The 19892-nt window shown below is 72.9% G+C and carries 14 protein-coding genes; 10 read left to right on the forward strand and 4 right to left on the reverse strand.

What is annotated here, in order from left to right; all coding sequences use genetic code 11:
- Positions 1-44 precede the first annotated feature (44 nt).
- The 8 genes from moeZ (at position 45) to HD597_RS58215 (ending at position 9021) form a co-directional block, all read left to right on the forward strand.
- Positions 45-1226 (forward strand): adenylyltransferase/sulfurtransferase MoeZ, encoded by a 1182-nt coding sequence (moeZ, locus tag HD597_RS58180; RefSeq protein ID WP_253757374.1) that lies wholly within the window; start codon positions 45-47, stop codon positions 1224-1226.
- Positions 1227-1264: 38 nt separating this feature from the next.
- Entirely contained in the window at positions 1265-1984 is a 720-nt protein-coding gene (locus HD597_RS58185; RefSeq protein ID WP_253757376.1) for a hypothetical protein, read from the forward strand.
- A 17-nt stretch (positions 1985-2001) separates the two neighbouring features.
- Positions 2002-3195, forward strand: coding sequence for a type VII secretion-associated serine protease mycosin (gene mycP, locus HD597_RS58190; protein ID WP_253757378.1), 1194 nt, complete (start codon positions 2002-2004; stop codon positions 3193-3195).
- Between the two features lie 56 nt (positions 3196-3251).
- Entirely contained in the window at positions 3252-4154 is a 903-nt protein-coding gene (locus tag HD597_RS58195) for a hypothetical protein (protein WP_253757380.1), read from the forward strand.
- A complete protein-coding gene (locus HD597_RS58200) occupies positions 4148-5305 on the forward strand; it encodes a S8 family serine peptidase (RefSeq protein ID WP_253757382.1) in 1158 nt (385 codons plus the stop codon). Before HD597_RS58195 ends, HD597_RS58200 begins: the two co-directional genes overlap by 7 nt.
- A 98-nt stretch (positions 5306-5403) precedes the next feature.
- A complete protein-coding gene (locus HD597_RS58205) occupies positions 5404-5763 on the forward strand; it encodes a hypothetical protein (RefSeq protein ID WP_253757384.1) in 360 nt (119 codons plus the stop codon).
- A complete protein-coding gene (locus HD597_RS58210; protein ID WP_253757386.1) occupies positions 5751-6065 on the forward strand; it encodes an MGMT family protein in 315 nt (104 codons plus the stop codon). The genes HD597_RS58205 and HD597_RS58210 overlap by 13 nt, the downstream gene beginning before the upstream one ends.
- A gap of 103 nt (positions 6066-6168) precedes the next feature.
- Positions 6169-9021: a CDP-glycerol glycerophosphotransferase family protein gene (locus HD597_RS58215; RefSeq protein ID WP_253757388.1), complete on the forward strand. Its 2853-nt coding sequence runs from the start codon at positions 6169-6171 to the stop codon at positions 9019-9021.
- 21 nt (positions 9022-9042) lie between these two features.
- On the opposite strand, the gene HD597_RS58220 is transcribed toward HD597_RS58215, so the two are convergent.
- Together HD597_RS58220 and HD597_RS58225 are read right to left on the reverse strand one after the other, a co-directional pair.
- The gene (locus HD597_RS58220; RefSeq protein ID WP_308210916.1) at positions 9043-9669 is read right to left on the reverse strand and encodes an NUDIX domain-containing protein; all 627 of its coding nucleotides are present in this window, start codon (positions 9667-9669) and stop codon (positions 9043-9045) included.
- A 78-nt stretch (positions 9670-9747) separates the two neighbouring features.
- Positions 9748-10401, reverse strand: coding sequence for a class I SAM-dependent methyltransferase (locus HD597_RS58225; RefSeq protein WP_253757390.1), 654 nt, complete (start codon positions 10399-10401; stop codon positions 9748-9750).
- A 249-nt stretch (positions 10402-10650) separates the two neighbouring features.
- Between HD597_RS58225 and HD597_RS58230 the strand changes: the two genes are divergently transcribed.
- Positions 10651-14043 (forward strand): ATP-dependent helicase, encoded by a 3393-nt coding sequence (locus HD597_RS58230; protein ID WP_253757392.1) that lies wholly within the window; start codon positions 10651-10653, stop codon positions 14041-14043.
- Positions 14037-17318, forward strand: coding sequence for an ATP-dependent helicase (locus HD597_RS58235; RefSeq protein WP_253757394.1), 3282 nt, complete (start codon positions 14037-14039; stop codon positions 17316-17318). The genes HD597_RS58230 and HD597_RS58235 overlap by 7 nt, the downstream gene beginning before the upstream one ends.
- On the opposite strand, the gene HD597_RS58240 is transcribed toward HD597_RS58235, so the two are convergent.
- Positions 17278-18345 (reverse strand): type III PLP-dependent enzyme domain-containing protein, encoded by a 1068-nt coding sequence (locus tag HD597_RS58240; RefSeq protein WP_253757396.1) that lies wholly within the window; start codon positions 18343-18345, stop codon positions 17278-17280. The genes HD597_RS58235 and HD597_RS58240 overlap by 41 nt on opposite strands.
- The gene (locus tag HD597_RS58245) at positions 18342-19892 is read right to left on the reverse strand and encodes an IucA/IucC family protein (RefSeq protein ID WP_276083289.1); all 1551 of its coding nucleotides are present in this window, start codon (positions 19890-19892) and stop codon (positions 18342-18344) included. The genes HD597_RS58240 and HD597_RS58245 overlap by 4 nt, the downstream gene beginning before the upstream one ends.

The following is a 19892-nucleotide window of genomic DNA, read 5'->3' on the forward strand; positions in this document are numbered from 1 at the left end:
GTTTCACTGTGAGATAAGACCCCCTGAAATGGGAGCGTAGAAAAGTGTCGTTGCCACCGCTGGTCGAGCCGGCCGATGAGCTGACCGTCGACGAAGTGCGCCGCTACTCACGCCACCTGATCATTCCCGACGTGGGCATGGCGGGGCAGAAGCGGCTGAAGAACGCCAAGGTGCTGTGTGTGGGCGCCGGGGGCCTGGGCTCGCCCGCGCTGATGTACCTCGCGGCGGCGGGCGTTGGCACCCTCGGCATCATCGACTTCGACGTGGTCGATGAGTCCAACCTGCAGCGCCAGATCATCCACGGCCAGTCCGACGTGGGCAGGCTGAAGGCCGAGAGCGCCGCGGCGTCGGTCCGTGAGATCAACCCGCTGGTCGACGTCGTGATCCACAACACGGCGCTGACCACCGAGAACGTCATGGAGATCTTCTCCGGCTACGACCTCATCGTCGACGGCACCGACAACTTCGCCACGCGTTACATGGTGAACGACGCGGCCGTGCTGCTCGGCAAGCCGTACGTCTGGGGCTCGATCTACCGCTTCGACGGCCAGGCGAGCGTCTTCTGGGCCGAGCACGGCCCGTGCTACCGCTGCCTCTACCCGGAGCCCCCGCCTCCCGGCATGGTGCCGTCGTGCGCCGAGGGCGGCGTGCTGGGCGTGCTGTGCGCGTCCATCGGCTCGATCCAGGTGAACGAGGCCATCAAGCTGCTCACCGGCATCGGAGACCCGCTGGTCGGCCGCCTGATGATCTACGACGCCCTGGAGATGAAGTACCGCGACGTCAAGGTCCGCAAGGACCCCGAGTGCGTGCTGTGCGGCAAGAACCCGACGGTCACCGAGCTGCTCGACGACTACGAGGCGTTCTGCGGCGCGATCTCCGACGAGGCCGCCGAGGCGGCCAGCGGCTCCACGATCACCGCGCTCGAGCTCAAGGGCATGATGGACCGCGGCGAGAACATCTACGTCGTCGACGTCCGTGAGATCAACGAGTACGAGATCGTCTCGATCCCCGGCGCCACGCTGATCCCGAAGGGCGAGTTCCTGAACGGCTCGGCCCTGGAGAAGCTGCCGCAGGACAAGAAGATCGTGCTCCACTGCAAGTCCGGCGCCCGTTCCGCCGAGGCTCTCGCGGTCGTCAAGAGCGCGGGCTTCTCCGACGCCGTCCACGTCGGCGGCGGCGTGCTGAGCTGGGTCAAGACCGTCGATCCGAGCCTGCCCAGCTATTAAGGAGTTTGCGCCGGGGCGTCCCGGTTAAGGTCGATGCCGTGAATTCCGCCCGCCCGTGGCCGACACTCGTGGTGGCCTCCGCGCTGACGCTGATCTGCGCGGTGGCCGCCGGGGTGGCGGGCAGCGCGGCGGGCACGGAGCTGACCCGCGGCCCCACGACCGCCGAGCTGCGGGCCGCGGCGGAGCGGGAGGTCGCCGACCGCTGGCGCACCTGGCCCACGGGCCGTATCTTCCCCGCCACATTGCCGTACTCCGCCGAGCAGGGCGGGCAGGAACGTGCCAGCAGGATCGGCATCTCGCCGCGCACCTCCTGCGGCGACTCCGTGGACACCAAGGCGGTCAGGGCCCTGCGCAAGGCGGGCTGCCGCGGCGTGCTGCGGGCCACGTACATCGATGCCCTGCGCGGCGTGCTCGTCACGGTCGGCGTGGTCGCCCTGCGCGACGAGCTGGGCGCCGTGCGCGCCAGGTCCGCCTTCGCCGACACCGGCAAACCCGCCCCCGGCCTGCGGCCGCTGGCCTTCCGCGGCACGCTCTCCGACCGGTTCACGCCGGGCGTGCGCCAGGCGGGGTCCGTACGGCAGGCGGGGCCGTACCTCGTCCTGACCACCGCCGGGCAGGTGGACGGCAGGCCCGCGGAGGCGGTGGGCGAGCAGCGGCCGGCCATCTTCGCCTTCGCCACCGAGCTGTCCGAGCGCGTGCTGACCGATCTGAGCACGCCCAGGATGCCCGACTGCGGCTCCCAGGAGTGGCGGTGCTGAAAGCGGGCAGGCGTTGGATGGCGGTCGCGGTGACCGGGGTGCTGCTGTTCACGGCGCCTCCCGCGCGGGCCGACGACGTTCGCGGCGGGCAGGAGGCGGTGATCGAGACGCTGGCGCTGACCCAGGCCTGGCGCTCCAGCACGGGCGCCGGCGTGACGGTGGCCGTGCTCGACTCCGGCGTCGATCCGGGCCATCGCGATCTGGCCGGCTCGGTCCGCGAGGGCAGGGATTTCACCGAGGGCGCGAACCCGCCCGGCACGCCTCCCAGCAGGTTGCACGGCACGTACATGGCTTCGCTGATCGCCGGCCACGGCCACGGGCCCGGAAGAAAACGGGGGATCATCGGCGTCGCGCCCGATGCGGACGTACTGTCTGTAAGGGTCATCCTCGAGGACGAGGAGCCGGGTTTCCGCGAGTTCAACTCGGCCGAGCGCTTCGAGAACGTGGTGGCCCGGGGCATCCGCTACGCGGTGGACGAGGGGGCGGACGTGATCAACATGTCGATCTCCAAGGAGCTGGCGACCCGGGAGGAGCGGGCGGCCGTCCGCTACGCCATCTCCAAGGGCGTCGTGCTCGTCGCCGCCGCGGGCAACGACGGAGACCGGCAGGTCGAGGCCGACTTCGCTCCCTACTCCTACCCGGCGGCCTTCCCCGGGGTGGTCTCGGTCGGAGCGACCGACCGGCGGCTGCGGCGGGCCTCGTTCTCCAACTGGAACGCCTCGGTGCTGGTGGCCGCGCCCGGCGTGGACATCATGGGCGCGGGCCCCGGCGGCGAGTACTGGGTCGGCAGGGGCACCTCCCAGGCGACCGCGCTGGTGTCGGGGGTCGCCGCCCTCATTAAGGCTAGATATCCGGACATGTCGCCGCCGCTCGTGGCGCGGGCCCTGGCCGCCGGCGCCACCGACCGGCCACCCGGCGGCTACGACACCGGGACCGGATTCGGCGTCGTCAACGCCGCAAGGGCGCTGACCGAGGCCTCCCTGCTGGCCCGCCACACCGAGACCGCCACGGGCGCCGAGGCCCAGGACCCGTCCCGCCCGGTGGCGGGCGGACCGGCGGGTCCGGTGCGGGTCGTCGTCAGGGACGAGCAGCGGGTCACGGTGTACGCGGCGATCGCCGCCGGAGCCGCCGCCGGCGCGCTGGCGGCCCTGGCGGTCATATTCATCCTGGTCAGGCGCGTACGCCGGGCACACATCTCACAAGAGGCATGATCTCCCACCTTAGGGGGACGAAATAGACACGAAGCCGATGCGGGAACGAGGCGGTGGTGAAGGCACGTAGGTCGACGACAGGGCTGCCGCGCGCCGGGGGAGAAGCCGCGCCGGAGCGGAACAATCCGCTCGGCGCCCCCACCGGCCGCCGGTCACGCGTGCGCTCGTGGCCGGCGGCGGACTCGCGCAGGCGCACGGCCGCCAGGGAACGGGCCGAGCTGCTCGTCCTGCGGCAGGGCATCCGTTACCGGCGCGTCTTCGTGGCGCTGCTCGGCGTCATCATCGCCGTCTCGGCCGTCGTCGTGCTGCTCGGCACCGTAGGGCTGTTCACCGAGACGCGCTCGCGACCGCTGACGTCCGACGAGCAGGACCAGTACAAGCAGGAGGAGATCGCCCGCCGGTGGCAGGCGTGGCCCGCCACAGGGGTCTTCCCCGAAGAGGTGAAGTACCTCGGGCTCGACCGCGCCCAGCAGTACGCCAGGCGGGTCGGCATCGCCCCCGAGACCGACTGCGGCAAGGCCGCGGACGTCGCCGTGGCCGGGGTTCTCCAGAGCCACGGCTGCGTCACGATGCTGCGGGCCACGTACATGGACCAGACGGCCTCCTTCGTGTTCACCGTCGGCGTGGCCGTGCTGAAGGACGAGGCGTCGCGGATTTCGGCCGGCGAGGAGCTCACCCAGGACGACCGCGTGGGCGTGCTGCCCGTGGCCTTCCCCGGCACGGTGAGCGAGCGCTTCGGCCCCGACCAGCGCCAGCGCACCGGCTGGGTGGGCGCGGGGCCGTACATCGTGTTCTCGACGGGCGGTTACGCCGACGGGCGCACCAGGGCCGCGGTCCCGCCGGAGGAGATCCTGCACAGCGAGCTGTGGCCGGCCGCCAAGTCCATCGGCAACCAGATCGCCTACTTCCTGGCGGACCCGCCCAAGGTGCCGCCCTGCACCCAGGGGAACGTGTGCTGACCGCCGTACGCGTGCTCGCGGCCGCGATACTCGCGTTCTCGGGGGCCACCACCGCCGACCCCGTCAGGGACCAGCAGCAGTGGGTCCTCGACGCGCTCAACGTCGAGCAGGCCTGGTCCGTCACCAAGGGCGAGGGCGTCACCGTCGCCGTCGTCGACAGCGCCGTGGACACCGGGGTCAAGGAGCTCAAGGGGCGGGTGGACAGCGGCCCCGACATGACCTCCGGCACGATCGAGCGCGAGCTGCCGCCCGGCAGGCACGGCACCGCCATGGCCGGGCTCATCGCCGGCTCCGGCGCGGACGACGGCTTCATCGGCGTCGCGCCCGGAGCGCGCATCCTGTCGCTGCCGATGGTCATCGACGACGAGCCCGGCTTCGCCGTGCCGCCGGTCGAGGGCGAGGGGACGACGGCCGAGAGCCCGCTCGCCCGCGCGCTGCGGTACGCCGCCAACCACGGCGCCCAGGTCGTCAGCATGTCGATCGGCTCCTACGGGCCGCTGCGGTCGGAGCGCGAGGCCGTCTCGTACGCGCTCGGCAAGGGCGTCGTGCTCGTCGCCGCCGTGGGCAACGACGGCCAGACCCCGTACGCCAAGGAGAAGGGCACCTCCTACTGGAGCTTCCCGGCGGGCTACCCGGGCGTCATCGGCGTGGCGGCCACCGACAAGCAGGGCAGGCGGGCCACGTTCAGCAGCGACAACATGTCCGTCATGGTCTCCGCGCCCGGCGTCGAGGTGCCCGTGGTCAAGCGCGAGGGCGGCTACGAGCTGTCGGAGGGCACCAGCTCGGCCGCCGCGCTCGTGGCGGGCGTGGCCGCGCTGATCAAGTCGCGCCACCCGGGCCTGCGGCCAGAGCAGGTCGCCCAGGCCCTGGTGGCCGGCGCCAGGGGACGGCCGGCCGCCGGGTACGACGACCAGACCGGCTTCGGGGTCGTGGACGCCGCCGCCGCGCTGAACGCCGCCGAGCGGCTGACCGGCGCCAAGCGCAGCGTCGTGCCCGGCATGGAGCACTTCGGGCGAGGCGAGGACTCTCCCGTGCCGACGCGGCCGGGGGCGGACCCGCTGCGGCTGTGGTTGTACGGGGGCGGCGTGCTGATCGCGCTGGTCGCCTTCTGCGGCGCGATCGTGGTGCTCAACCAGCGCAAGCAGGAGTGACCGCCACGAGTGTGCGGAAGGGCCGTGCCGACCGGCGAGAGGGGAGGTGACCGAGTGCGATTCTCGTTGAGGAGGAAGATCCGCTATGGTCCCGCTCCATGGGATACGAGCTGCGGGTGGTGCGTGAGTCACCACTCGCCTTCGCGGAGCTCGCGGAGGCCATCGCGCCGGCCGGTTTCGAGCTGCGCGGATCCGACGAGATCGTGATCGGCCACGCGGGCGGCGTGCACGCCGTGGCGAGCTGGCAGGGCCAGCTCGTCGGCGAGCCGGGCTCCGACTGGCAGGTCGCCCAGCTCCTGCGCCTGTCCACCGCGCTCGGCGGCCGGCTGATGGGCGAGGACGGCGAGGAGTACCTGCTGAACGAGGGAGTCATCGAGGTCTCGGCGGCCGGAGGCGTGGTCGAGATCGGCAAGTTCGAGGAGATCATCGACGCCGGTCCCGCCGCATGGAGCCCGTGAACCCGTTCGTCGAGCGGGTGCTCGACCTGGTCGAACGCATCCCGCCCGGCAAGGTCATGGCGTACGGCGACATCGCCGAGTATCTCGGCGAGGGCGGCCCCCGCCAGGTCGGCAAGGTCATGAGCACGTGGGGTGGCGGCGTGCCGTGGTGGCGCGTCGTCCACGCCGACGGCACCGCCGCCGCCCCCGACCACCTGCAACGATGCCTGGCCCACTGGCGCGAGGAGGGCACCCCGCTGCGCGGCGAGCGGGCGGACATGCGCCGGGCCCGCTGGGACGGGCGTTCAGCCGATTTTCAGTAACCCACCTGACCTGCGGTTTCGCTGAACGGGCGATTCTGTGACATGTGACTCCCATTACCATGGGCAGAACACTGATGGCGGCCCGAAAGGCGGTGCCTCCCCTATGGCAACCGGCGTCACAGCCCAGAGCCAGGGCGGCGATTCGCTCGCCGACCGCCTGAAGGCTGTCCAGGATCTCTGCGATCGTGGCGAGCCCTTCGACGCGGTCATGCGAGCGGTCGGCCCCGGCGGTCGCGACGCGGCGTTCGACAACGAGGTGCTCAGCGGCCCGCTCGGGGCCCGCATCGACCTCGCGGTCAAGCGCGGCGCGGCGCGGCGGCGGGAAATGCTCGACCTCGTCCGTCCCTACCTCAAAGGCGTGGACGCGCGCGTCAAACGTGACCTTCCGGTCGCCCGCCGCGTCATCTGCCACCTGATCGAGCACCGTCCCGACGAGGAGCTCGTCGAGGGCGAGACGCTCGCCAAGGTGGTCACCGCGGCGGCCGAGCCGTCCAAGCGCATCCGCAAGGGCCTGAGCTGGTACGCCGACCTGCCCTTCCGTGACGAGCTGCCGCCCGACCTCTACCGCCTGCGCCGCTCCGACCTGGTGCCGGTCACCCACATCGATGACATCGTCTGGGCCGGCGGCAAGCTGCGCGTGAGCGGCTTCGCCTACCTCGCCGGCCTGTCGGTGCGCAGCCGCAGGTTCAACCGGGCCACGGTGGTGCTGCGCGGGCCGCGCTGGCTGCCGCCGATCCGCCTGCGCACCCGCCGCGTCCTGGCCCCGGAGGCCACGCACGGCGCGCGCGAGCCCGGCTGCAACTACGACTGGTCCGGCTTCGCCGCCGAGCTGAGCCCGTGGCCGCTGCGCTGGCGCGGCGCGGTGCGCGGCGTGGTGTCCGGCGTGCGCCGCCGCATGCGGCACCGCCCCTCCGTGCCCGACGCCACGACGTGGCGGGCCGAGATCGTGTTCTGGAGCCGGGGCGCGCGGGCCACGGGCCTGCTGCGCGGCTCCTCGATCGGCCGTCCGGAGCGGCCCGCCGGGCTCAGGCTGAAGCCCGGCTGGTGGGTCAGGCCCGTCTGGACCTCCGACCGGGCGCTGCAGCTCGTGCTGCAGCCCAACAGGGCCGAGCTGACCGGCGTGACGCTCGACGGCGACCGGCTGGAGCTGAGGATCTCCCTGCCCGACAGGCAGGTCACCAAGGGGCACGCCCGGCTGGGCGGCCACCGCATCGCCGCCGAGTTCACGCCGTCCGGCGACGGCACCCAGGTCGTGGTCGGCCTGGCCGTGCCGGCCCTGCTGCAGGAGAAGGACGGCCGGCGGCTCTGGGTCGAGCCCAAGGGCGACCCGGCGGCCTCCGTCATGCTGGCCGACCTGGTCGAGACCCGCACGCCGGTGGGCGATCGCGAGATCACCGTGCTCGGCGACCGCCGCGACCGCGTCGTCGTCTCCGCCCACCGCATCCGCCCGGTGATCACCTCGGCGGTCTGGGAGGGCCAGGCGCTGCTCCTGCGCGGCCACTATCCCGACGCCCCCGGCCCGCGCACGCTCACGCTGCGCCACCGGTCCGGGCTGTCGTACCTGCTGCCGATGGAGCGGTCCGGCGAGGAGTTCTCCGTCCGCGTGGAGCCCGCGTCCATGGACCGCTTCGGCGAGGCCGTGCCGCTGGCCTCCGGCACGTGGAACATGTCGCTGCGCCACCCGTCCGGCGAGATCGTCCCGCTGCGCATGGACCACGCGGCCCTGGCCGGCCTCGACGAGGACCCGCGCACGCTCGGCGGCCACGTCTTCCGCATGATCTCGACCCGCTTCGACGTGCCGGTGATCACCGTGGAGGAGTCCAGGCCCGCCGAGGAGCGCGGCGTCGCCGGCACGCACGTCCTGCGCCGCGTCTTCTACCCGGCCCAGCGCAGCGAGCCGCTGCGAGACAGCACCGTCTACGTCGTCAACGACGGCCGCCACTTCTCCGACAGCGTCCGCGCCATCTACGAGGAGCGGCTGCGCAGGGGCGACGACCGCGAGCACATCTGGATCGTCAAGGACGGCGCCTTCGTGCCGCCCGGCGGCGCCACCGTCGTGCGCGCGGGCAGCCGCGAGCACCACGAGGCGCTGGCGCGTTCCCGCCACATCGTCACCAACTCCTTCCTGCCCGCCTGGTTCCGGGCGCGCGAGGACCAGGTGGTGCTGCAGACCTGGCACGGCACACCCGCCAAGCTCATCGGGAACGACCAGCCCCACATGCAGCGCGACCCCCGCCCGCCCATCTGGCACCGCCAGGCGGCCGAGGTGCGCGGCTGGGACCTGCTGCTGTCGCAGTCGCCCTGGGCGACGCCGGTGCTGCGCAAGGCGTTCGGCTACAAGGGCGAGATCCTGGAGAGCGGCCTGCCCCGCAACGACGTGCTCAACTCGCCCGACCGCGACGCCCTCGCGGCGGCGGTGCGCGAGCGGCTGGGGCTGGCCGCGGGCAAGCGCGTGGTCCTGTACGCGCCCACGTGGCGCGACTACGACCGCAAGAACGCCATGGTGAAGCTGGACCTCGCCAAGGCCCGCGAGGCGCTGGGCGCCGACCACGAGATCCTGGTACGCGCTCACCCGATGCAGGCCATGCCCGCCGTCCCCGACATCGCCCGCGATGTCACCACCTATCCCGACATCACTGACCTGCTCCTGGTGGCCGACGTCCTGGTGACCGACTACTCCTCGGTCATGTTCGACTTCGCGAGCACCGGCAAGCCGATCGTGCTGTACGGCTACGACCTGGCCAAGTACGCCTCCAAGCGCGGTCTCTACATCGACCTGCCCGAGCAGGCGCCCGGGCCGCTGCTGTCGACGTCGGCCGAGGTGGTGGAGGCGCTGCGCTCGATCGACGAGGTGGCGGCGGCCCACGCCGACCGCTACGACGCCTTCCGCGCCACGTTCGCGCCCAGGGACGACGGCAAGGCCACGGCCCGCGTGGTGGACCGCCTCTTCTCCTGACCTCGCGTGCCCGCCGCGAGGTCAGAAGAGGTCGGGCAGGTTTCCCGGCAGCGGGTAGGTCTTCTTGGGGTCGTAGTCGTAGAGGAAGCTCAGGTCCGAGGTCCTGAGCACGATGTCGTCCGGCAGGCTCTCGGTGTACGCGTACAGCAGCGCCGAGATGCTGGTCCCGCAGACGATGTCGCCACTGGCGATCAGCTTGCGGACGTTGGCCAGCGGCACCCACTCCACGCGCTCCGCCTCCCACGGATGCGACGGCGCCCCGACGCGGGTGGCGGAGTCGGCCCGGTAGACGTGGTTGAGCCCGTCGGAGAACCCGTTGCTGGGCTGCACCGCCACCAGCGGCCGCAGGGCCCCCGGACGCCAGCCGGTCTCCTCCTCGACCTCCCGCGCTGCCGCGGCCATCGGCATCTCGCCCTCGTCCACCTGCCCGAGCGGGATCTCCCACGCCCAGCTGTCGGTGATGAAGCGATGCCGCCAGATCAGCAGCACCCGGTCCTTGTCGTCGGTGACGACGGCTCCCGCACCCGGGGCCGTGCGGACGAGGCGATGGTCGAGGTGGCGCCCGTCGGGCAGCTCCACGTCCGCGACCCGCACGTCGAGCCACTGATCGAGGTAGACGGACTTCTCGGAGTGGACCTGCCAGCGCATGCGATCGACCCCCGCACGAGGGAATGTTGACCCAACGTTACAAGTCCGTACGCTCCGTACGTGCCCGAACCGCCGAAGTCACTTCCGCAGCTCGACCTCCAGCGTCAGCGGCGTCTGCCTGATCTCGTACGAGCCGAACCCCGCCCCCGGGACCAGCCCCTCGAACTCCGCCTTCGTGTACGCCCGCCGGGGCAGGAACGACCGCAGCGCGAACCTGGTGAACACCCTGGACACCAGGCCCATCCGCATCCGCGCCACGTCCTCGTCGACGGCCTGCTTGGACACGTCCCTGCGCAGGTCGACGATCAGCCCGGTCCCGCCGGGCCGGAGCACCCGCCGCATCTCGCGCAGCGCCCCCGCCGGATCGGCGAAGTTCTTGAACGCGGCGAAGCAGACGAGGACGTCGAAGGCGTCGTCGTCGAACGGCATGGCCGCGGCGTTCCCGAGCCGGAAGTCGACCGGCACGCCGGCGTCGAGGGCCTTGCCGCGGGCGATCGCGATGAACGTCTCGCTGATGTCGAGCCCGGTGACCGTGTAGTCGCCCGTCCTGGCCAGGGCGATCGACAGGTAGCCGGGGCCGGGGCCCACCTCCAGGATCCTGGCGCCCTTGGAGGCGTACCGGCGTACCTGGGCGACCTGCTCGTCGTGGCGGGAGGCGGCCCTGCTGTTGCCGGCGTCGTACCAGCGGGCGATCGGGCCCTCCATGCTCATGCCTCTGTAGCCCTTTGTCATGACAGTCACGATATGTCGCGTCATGGATAAGTCAAGATATATCGCGGTATCCGTGAAGCTCCTGGCGAACAAAGTGCCCGGCGTGTCGCAAGAAAATCCGACTTTTGCCTCGATACGGTAGGCGGATCGCTAGGGGAGACCGGGCAAGTCGGCACGATCTACCCCTGTGGTCTGGTGGAATCTAGTGCTGTGAGTGCTCAGACCTGGCGGTTGGTGCGGCGCGGCAGCGGGGGGCCCGATGTTCCTCCTGTGCTCGATGAGCATCAGCGTGCCGTGGTCGGGCATCGGAGCGGCCCGCTGCTCGTTCTCGCAGGTCCCGGCACCGGCAAGACGACCACGATCGTGGAGAGCGTGGTCGACAGGATCGAGCGGCGCGGCGTCGACCCCGAGCGCGTGCTGATCCTCACCTTCAGCCGCAAGGCCGCCGAGGAGCTGCGCCGCCGCGTCACCGCCCGGCTGCGCCGCACCACGCGCACGCCGCTGGCCATGACCTTCCACTCCTACGCGTACGCGCTGCTGCGCCGCGAGTGCGTGCTGGCGGGCAAGGCGCCGCCTCGACTGCTCACCGGGCCCGAGCAGCTCCTGGAGATCCGGCGGCTGCTCCACGGCGAGCTGGAGTACGGCGCCCCCGACTGGCCCCAGTCGCTGCGCGAGCCGCTCAAGACGCGTGGCTTCGCCGAGGAGCTGCGCGACTTCCTGTCCCGCGCGAGCGAGCGCGGCCTCGACGCCGAGCGGCTGATCGCGCTCGGCCGGCTGCACGGGCGCCCCGACTGGGCCGCGGCCGGGCGCTTCTCCGAGCGTTACCAGGACAGGTTCGACCTGGCCCCGGAGGAGACCTACGACTACGCCGACCTGGTCGGCGCCGCCACCGCGCTGCTGGCCAGGCCCGAGATCCGCGAGCGCGAGCGGGCGGCGCACGACGTCGTGTTCGTCGACGAGTACCAGGACACCGACCCGGCGCAGGAGCTGCTGCTGGCGCAGCTCGCCGGCGACGGCCGCGACCTGGTCGCGGTGGGCGACCCCGACCAGTCGATCTACGGGTTCAGGGGCGCCGACGTGCAGGGCATCATGAAGTTCCCCGAGCGGTTCAAGACGCTCGACGGCCGCGAGGCGCCGGTGCTGGCGCTGCGCGTGTGCCGCAGGAGCGGGGCCGACCTGCTGGAGGCCTCCCGCCGGGTGGCCGCCAAGCTGCCCGTCGCGCCCGCGCCGACCCAGGAGCCCGGCCGGGATCCCGAGGACTGGCCTGATCATCGGCCCGATCATCGGCCCGATCATCGGCCCGATCATCGGCCCGATCATCGGCATGGTCACCGTGACCTCGCCGCGCCGCCGGACGCCGAGCCGGGCGAGGCGCGGGTGCTGCTGGCCGACAGCACCAGCCAGGAGGCCGCGATCGTGGCCGACACGCTGCGCCGCGCCCACCTGATCGACGGCGTGCCGTGGCACCGGATGGCGGTGCTGGTCCGCTCGGCCAGGCGGCAGGTGCCGCTGCTGCGGCGGGCGCTGACCAACGCCGGCGTGCCGACGATGATCGCCGGTGACGAGGTGCCGATCGCGCAGGAGCCGGGTGTGCGCCCGCTGCTCACGATGTTGCGGGTGGCGCTGGATCCGTCCGAGCTCGACGAGGGCACGGCCGAGGAGCTGCTGACGGGGCCGCTCGGGGGCACGGACATGATCGGCGTACGCCGCCTCCGCCGCGCCCTCAAGATCGCCGAGAACGAGGCCATGGGGGTGGCCGCCGGTGAGGCGGGCGACCCCGGCGACCCCGGCGACCCCGGCGACCCCGGCGACCCGGGCGATTCCGCCGAGGCCGCCGAGGCCGCTGAGCCCGGAGGTCCCGCCGAGGAGGCGGCCGGCGAACGTGCGGAAGAGCGTGTGGAGGAGCGGGGCGAGGGTGACGTGGCGGTGGAGACCGTCGAGGAGGTCGAGGGGCTGCCGTTCAAGGCACGCTCGTCCGGCGAGCTGCTCGTCGCCGCGATCAAGGACATCCGTGAGCTGACCCGCGTCGAGCCGCACGTGGCGCTCCCCGCCGAGCGCGTGGCCAGGCTCCTGGCCGCCGCCCGCGAGGCCGTGCACCTCGACGGCACCGCGGAGGACCTCCTGTGGACGATCTGGGACGCGAGCGGCCTGGCCCCCCGCTGGAGCGAGCAGAGCCTGTCGGGCGGCCCCAGGGGCGCGCAGGCCGACCGCGACCTCGACGCCGTGGTGGCGCTGTTCGACCACGCGGCCAGGTTCGTGGACCGGATGCCCATGGCGGGCCCCGAGGTGTTCATCGACGACCTGGCGGCCCAGGAGATCCCCGGCGACACGCTGGCCGACCGCGCCCCCGACGGCGACGCCGTGCGCGTGCTGACCGCCCACCGCTCCAAGGGCCTCGAATGGGACGTCGTGGTCGTGGCGGGCGTCCAGGAGGGCGTCTGGCCTGACCTGCGCCTGCGCGGCTCGCTGCTGGGCACCGAGGACCTCATCGACGTGGTCGAGGGCGGCGAGCCGAACAGGACCTCGCTCGTCTCCAAGATGCTGGCCGAGGAGCGCAGGCTCTTCTACGTGGCCGCCACCAGGGCCAGGCGCAGGCTGGTGGTCACGGCCGTGGGGGGCGAGGACACCGACGAGCGCCCGTCCAGGTTCCTGTCGGAGCTGATGCCGGGCGCGGTGGAGTCGGCCACGGTCGACGACCGGGCCCGCTGGCTCAACATGTCCGCCCTGGTGGCCGACCTGCGCAGCGCGGTGACCGACCCGACCAAGCCGCGCCGGGTGCGGCACGAGGCGGCGCGGCAGCTCGCCCGCCTGGCCGCCGCCGGGGTGCAGGGCGCCCACCCCAACGACTGGTACGCGCTCACCCCGATCTCCGACGACCGCCCGCTGAGCTGGCCGGACGGCGTCGTCAGCATCTCGCCGTCGGCGGTCGAGAGCTTCACCAAGTGCGGCCTGCGCTGGCTGCTGGAGACGGCGGTCGGCGCGGCCGGCACCAGCACCGCCCAGGGCCTGGGCAACATCATCCACGCCCTGGCCGTCCTGGCGTCCACCGACCTGCCCAGCGAGGACCTGCTGGGCGACCGCCTCGACCAGATCTGGAACGACCTCGACTTCGGCGGCGTCTGGTACAACCGCAAGCAGCGCCAGGTGGCCGAGCAGATGATCGGCAAGTTCCTGCGCTGGCACAAGGAGAACCCGCGCGAGCTGGTGGCCCTGGAGGAGGCGTTCACGGCGATGGTGTCGGAGGGCGTCCAGATCAAGGGCCGCGTCGACCGGGTGGAGCGCGACTCCGACAACCGCGCGGTGATCATCGACCTCAAGACGGGCGGCTCCAAGCCCAAGGCGGGCGACCTCGACCGCCATCCGCAGCTCGGCGTCTACCAGCTCGCCGCGCTGCTGGGCGCGTTCGCCCGGCACGGCATGACGGAGCCGGGCGGGGCCGCGCTGGTGCAGCTCGGCAAGGCGGCGGGCAAGAACGACGCGCTGGAGCAGTCACAGGGCGCGCTGGGCGACGACAAGGACCCGGGCTGGGCCAAGGACCTGGTCGACACCGTGGCGATCGGCATGTCCGGCCCGTTCTTCCAGGCCAAGGTCAACGACGGCTGCCGCACCTGCGCGGCCAGGGCGAGCTGCCCGGTCAACGACAACGGGGGCCAGGTGTGCTGACCCCCGTCGAACTCGCCGGCAAGCTCGGCATCCTCCCGCCCACCCCCGAGCAGGCGACGGTCATCGAGGCGCCGCTGGAGCCGATGGTCGTCATGGCGGGCGCCGGCTCGGGCAAGAGCGAGACCATGGCCGGGCGGGTGGTCTGGCTGGTCGCCAACGGCCTGGTCAAGCCCGAGAACGTGCTGGGCCTGACGTTCACCCGCAAGGCCGCCGCGGAGCTGGCCACCCGGGTGCGGGAGCGGCTCAACGGCCTGGCCGAGGCCGGGCTGGTCGAGCCGGGCGCGCTCGACAACGAGCCCACCGTGTCCACCTACCACGCCTACGCCGCCCGCCTGGTCACCGACCACGCGCTGCGCGAGGGCCTGGAGCCCACCATGCGCCTGGTGACGCCCGCCGTGTCGTGGCAGCTCGCCTCGCGGGTGGTGGCGATGTACGACGGGCCGATGGACAGGATCGAGCTGGGCCCGCCCTCGGTCACGGCCGCCCTGCTGGAGCTGGCGGGCGAGCTGTCGGAGCACCTGCGCTCGCCCGCCGACGTGCGGCGCGTGGGGGAGTGGCTGGAGGCCAGGCACGCCGTGCTCCCCGGCAGGACGACCCTGGCCCAGCGCAAGCCGTTGAGCGTGCACGCGGCCAGGGAGCAGCTCCTGCCCCTGGTCGAGCGGTACGAGCGGCTCAAGCGCGGCCGGGAGGTCATCGACTACGGCGACCAGATGTCGCTGGCCGCCAGGATCGCCGCCAACCACAAGGAGGTCGGCGAGATCGAGCGGGGCCGCTACTCGGTGGTCCTGCTCGACGAGTACCAGGACACCAGCCACGCCCAGCTCGTCCTGCTGCGCTCGCTCTACGGCGGGGGTCACCCGGTCACCGCCGTGGGCGACCCGTGCCAGTCGATCTACGGCTGGCGCGGCGCCTCCGCGGGCAACCTGCGCCGCTTCCCGAAGGACTTCCGCACGGCCACCGGCGACCCGGCCCCGGTCCGCCAGCTCAGCGTCAGCTTCCGCAACGGCGACCGCGTGCTCGACGTCGCGGCCCGCGTACAGCTCCCGCTGCGCATGGAGGCCCGCGAGGTGCCCGTGCTGGTCCCCGGCGCGAACCGGATCGAGCGGGGCCGCGTCACCTGCGCGTTCCACGAGACCGCTGAGGACGAGGCCAAGTGGATCGCCGAGGGCGTCTTCCGGCTCCTCGGCCAGGAGACGGCCCCCGACGGCCTGCCCTGGGGCGAGAAGGAGCGCAAGAAGACGCTCGCCGTGCAGCCCCAGGACGTCGCCATCCTGGCCCGCAAGCGCTCGCAGTTCCCCGCGATCCGCAGGGCGCTGGAGGAGCGCGACATCCCGGTCGAGGTGGTGGGCCTGGGCGGCCTGCTGACCGTGCCCGAGGTGAACGACATCGTGGCCACCCTCCGCGTCCTGTACGACCCCACGGCGGGCGACGCGCTGGCCAGGCTGCTGGCCGGGCCCCGCTGGCGGATCGGCCCCGCCGACCTGCGGGTGCTGGGCGAGCACGCCCGCACGCTGGCCCGCGAGCTGAGCGAGAGCCACCGCGAGGACGACCCGCTCGACCAGGTGGTTGCCGACCTGGCCGAGGAGCGCGGCAGCCTGGTCGACGCGCTGGACGAGCTGCCCGACAGGGAGGAGTGGCTGGAGCCGTTCTCGCCGCTGGCCCGCACCAGGCTGGTGGCGCTCGCCCAGGAGCTGCGGCACCTGCGCGCGCACACCGCGCAGCCGCTGCCCGACCTGATCAGCGAGGTGGAGCGCAGGCTCGGCCTGGACATCGAGGTGGCGGCGCGCAGCGGCACGGTGGGGGCGTTCGCGGCGCGGGCCGACCTCGACGCGTTCCTCGACGCGGCGTCCCGGTTCGCGGGCGACGCGGAGGACCCGACGCTGGGGGCGTTCCTGGCCTACCTCCAGGCGGCGGAGAGCGAGGAGTTCGGCCTGGAGGCGGGCCGGGTCGGCGAGAGCAACAGCGTCAAGCTGATGACCGTGCACGCCTCGAAGGGCCTGGAGTGGCCGGTCGTGGTGGTGCCCGGCCTGTCGCAGCTCGTGAGCTCGAAGGGCACGATCGCGACCGGCAGCATCTTCCCCGCCACGCCGGTGATGAACAGCCGGTGGACGGAGAACCCGCGCAAGCTCCCGTACGCGCTGCGCGGCGACGCGGCCGACCTGCCCCGGCTGGGCGGGCTGAGCAAGGAGGAGCTGGCGGCCTTCGACGAGCACTGCCGCGAGCGGGATCTCATGGAGGAGCGCAGGCTCGCGTACGTGGCCGTGACGCGCGCCCACTACCACCTGATCGCCTCGGGTTACCGCTGGGGCAGCGCGACCAAGCCGCTGGAGCCGTCCGACTTCCTGCTGGAGATCCGCGACACCGCCGACCGGATCTCGTTCTGGGCCGACGACCTCGAAGAGGGGGCCACCAACCCGCTGCTGGCCGAGCCCGCCGCGGCCACCTGGCCGGTCGAGCCCGAGGGGCTGCGCTACGAGTCGGTGCTCGACGGCGCCCGCCTGGTCGAGGACGCGCTGGCGGGCACGCTGGGGCCGTACGAGGACGAGCCCGTCAAGGCGTTCGAGGAGGAGCGGCTGAGGGCCTGGCAGCGTGACACGGACCTGCTGCTGCGCGAGCGGGAGCTGCACCGGCGCAGGGCGTCCACCACGGTGGAGCTGCCGGTGAAGCTGACCGTGTCGTCGCTGGTCACGCTGGCCGCCGACCCGCGCGAGCTGGCCCGCAGGATCCGCCGCCCCGTGCCGAAGAAGCCCGCGCCGCTGGCCCGCCGGGGCACCTCCTTCCACAAGTGGCTGGAGACGCGGTGGGACCAGCAGCGGCTGATCGACGACCTGGAGCTGTACGACGAGGAGCTCGAAGAGGCCGACGTGCGGCTGGCGGAGCTGCAGGAGCGGTTCGAGCAGAGCGAGTGGGCCGACCGGCGGCCGGTGGACCTGGAGGTGCCGTTCGAGACCATGATCGCCGATCGGCTGGTGCGCGGGCGCATGGACGCCGTCTTCGAGCGGCCGGGCGGCGGCTACGAGGTCGTCGACTGGAAGACCGGGCAGCCGCCGAGGGGCAAGAAGGCCGCCAGGGCCGCCTCCGTGCAGCTCGCCGCCTACCGGCTGGCCTGGTCACACCTGGCGGAGGTGCCGCTGGAGGAGGTCGGGGCGGCCTTCCACTACGTCCGGGCCAACCGCACCGTGCGCCCGGTCGACCTGCTCGACGCCGATGGGCTGGTGGCGCTGATCGAGAGCGTCAGGCTCGTAGATGGTGGAAAGCCGGCTTCGGATGCATGAGGAAGTCGTGGTGCGAGATGTTCCAGGCGTAGGCTCCGGCCATCTCGAACACCACGGTGTCTCCCACGCCCACCGAGGTCACGATATTTCGGGCGAAGACGTCTTTCGGGGTGCATAGCTGGCCGACGAGCGTGACCGGTTCGTCCGCCACGTCCGGCCTGCCCGCCGGCAGGACGGTGAACGGCTGGTCGTGCCCCCTGGTCGCCGGCGTACGCAGGTGGTGGGTGCCGCCCAGCAGGATCGCGTACGCCTGCCCGCGCACCCGCTTCACGTCCACGACCCTGGTCACGTAGTAGCCGCAGTAGACGGTCAGCGCCCGGCCAGGCTCGATCCGCAGCCGCCTGCCCCGCCCGAGCGCGGCCAGCCCCTTCCCGTACGCCTCCCAGTCGAAGCGGGACCCGGGCGACTCGTACGACACCGCCATCCCGCCACCGAGGTTGACCTCGTCGTAGGCGTTGTCCAGCAATCGCCGCGCCAGCCCCAGCAACTGCCCGGCGTCGAGCCCGCTGGCCAGGTGGGTGTGCAGGCCGCGCAGCCGTACGCGGTCGCCGAACAGCGGCAGGCACGCCGCCACGCCGTCCTCGTCCATCCCGAACGGCCCGCTCATCGTCAGCGCCGCCCCCTCGACCGGCAGGTCAGGGTTGAGCCGGAGCAGCACGTCCGCCTCCAGCCCGGTGCCGAGCAGGCGGCGCAGCTCGTTCGGGGACTCGACGTGCAGGCGGTGGTGCGGCAGGCGCAGCTCGGCGTCGGTCTTCCCGGGCCCGCCCAGCGCCACCCGCGCGTCCGGGAACAGGCCGGTGACGTGCGCGTGCTCGCCCGCCGACGACACCTCGAACCCGTCCACGTGCCCGGCCAGCACCCGCAGCACCTCGGCGTCGGGGTTGGCCTTGACCGCGTAGTACAGCTCGACGCCGCCCAGCGCGCGCCGGACGGAGGCGACGTGCTCGTCCAGCGCGGGCAGGTCGTAGAGGTAGGCGGGCGCCTCGGGCAGGGCCTCGGCGGCCGTCAGGACGCGGGAGCCGATCATGCGAGTGGGTTCGCGATCGGGACGTAACCGGCGGCGCGGTCGGCCGCCCTGGCCCAGCGCACGCCCAGGTTCGCCTTGGCGGGCAGCGGAGCGCCTGCGAGCAGGTCCGACAGCGGCAGCGGCCACCCCAGGCCCGCCGCCTGCCGGTCGAGCTGGCTCCTGGCGCCGCGCCACAGCTCGCGCAGCAGGTGGTCGTCCGTGCCCGCGAGCGTGGCGGCGATCTCGGTGAGGTGGTTGACCAGCAGGCAGTAGACCACGCGGGCCCAGCCGCGCTCGGCGTCGTAGGTGAGCGCGCGCGCCACCTCCGGGTGCAGCCCGCCGAGGTCGTGGCGGCCCGCGACGAGCTTGGTGCCCTCCAGGTCGCGGAAGACGGCTTCCGCGGGCATGCCGTCGCCGTCCAGGCCCACCAGGACGTTCTGCAGGTGCGGCTCCAGCACCACGCCGTGCGCGAAGTACAGCTCCAGGACCGGCAGCGCGACGACCTTCACGTACGAGTGCCACCACGCGACCGGGTCGGCCGCCTTCGCGTCGAGGGCCAGGGCGCCGGCCAGGATCGGCGTGACGCCGGGGGAGCAGGCGGCCCAGGGGCTCCGCCGGACGATCACGCCCAGCCCCTCGTGCAGCCTGGCGCCGAGCGCGGCCGAGCGGTATCCCGGCTCGGGGAGCCAGCGGGTCGCGGGGTGGCCCGCCGAGACCCGGTCGAAGATCGGCGCGAGCCGCTGGGTCAGCTCCACGGCTCCGGCCAGCTCGTACCAGGCGTTCTTCCGTACGCAGTTGGTGATCCGCACGTCCAGGGAGAACTTCAGGCAGACCTCCGCGTCCGGCACGTACACCGTCCGCACCGACGAGGTCGGCACCACCGCCGGCCCTGGCCCCAGGTCGATCAGCTCGGTCCCGAGCACCGGCCCCAGCAACCGGAGCTGCCACGGATGCGCCGGCAGCACCCGGTAGCCGCCGGGCGCGCGCCCCATGGTGTCCAGCACCGACGCGTCGCCGCCCTCGGCCAGCGCGTCCTCCGGCACGCCGAGGAGCCTGACGGGGAACCGCGCGTGCGTCTCGGGCGCGTACGCCAGCCAGCCGTCCCCGCCCCGCGCCTTGGGGCTGGGGTGGAACGGATGTCCGTACACGAGCGCCTGCTCCGAGGCCAGCCACGGATCGGCGGGCGGCACGGCGGCGGCCCTGGCCCGCAGGATGGCCGCCACCGCGTCCCTGCTGGCCGCCACCTGCTCGGCGAACTCCCCGTTGTGCTCATGAGGCCCGTCGTGCCCCTGCAACTCGGCCTCGATCAGCCGGACCAGCTCGTCGGCCGCCAGCGGCCGCCACGCGCCCGCCTCCAGCCTCTCGGCGGGGCCGTCGAAGCGCAGCGCCGCCCCGCCGTGGGTGCGGGCCCGCAGCAGCGTGCCCGCCACCCGCAGCAGCAGGTACGGCGGAGCCGGCCACACCAGGCCGCGCGGCCCGGCCACCTCCCGCACGCAGCAGCGCAGCAGGGCCGCCAGCGTCGCCTGCTCGGCAGGGCCGGAAGGCGCGTCGATGGCCAGTCCGTGCAT

It is taken from the genome of Nonomuraea thailandensis (genome assembly GCF_024172165.1).
Taxonomy (GTDB): Bacteria; Actinomycetota; Actinomycetes; order Streptosporangiales; family Streptosporangiaceae; genus Nonomuraea; species Nonomuraea thailandensis.

Excerpts from the sequence above, each read along its gene's own strand:
- mycP (WP_253757378.1), top strand. The coding sequence starts at position 2,002 with ATGGCGGTCGCGGTGACCGGGGTGCTGCTGTTCACGGCGCCTCCCGCG.
- HD597_RS58205 (WP_253757384.1), top strand. The coding sequence starts at position 5,404 with ATGGGATACGAGCTGCGGGTGGTGCGTGAGTCACCACTCGCCTTCGCG.
- HD597_RS58210 (WP_253757386.1), top strand. The coding sequence starts at position 5,751 with ATGGAGCCCGTGAACCCGTTCGTCGAGCGGGTGCTCGACCTGGTCGAA.
- HD597_RS58215 (WP_253757388.1), top strand. The coding sequence starts at position 6,169 with ATGGCAACCGGCGTCACAGCCCAGAGCCAGGGCGGCGATTCGCTCGCC.
- HD597_RS58220 (WP_308210916.1), bottom strand. The coding sequence starts at position 9,669 with ATGCGCTGGCAGGTCCACTCCGAGAAGTCCGTCTACCTCGATCAGTGG.
- HD597_RS58225 (WP_253757390.1), bottom strand. The coding sequence starts at position 10,401 with ATGACAAAGGGCTACAGAGGCATGAGCATGGAGGGCCCGATCGCCCGC.
- HD597_RS58240 (WP_253757396.1), bottom strand. The coding sequence starts at position 18,345 with ATGATCGGCTCCCGCGTCCTGACGGCCGCCGAGGCCCTGCCCGAGGCG.
- HD597_RS58245 (WP_276083289.1), bottom strand. The coding sequence starts at position 19,892 with ATGCACGGACTGGCCATCGACGCGCCTTCCGGCCCTGCCGAGCAGGCG.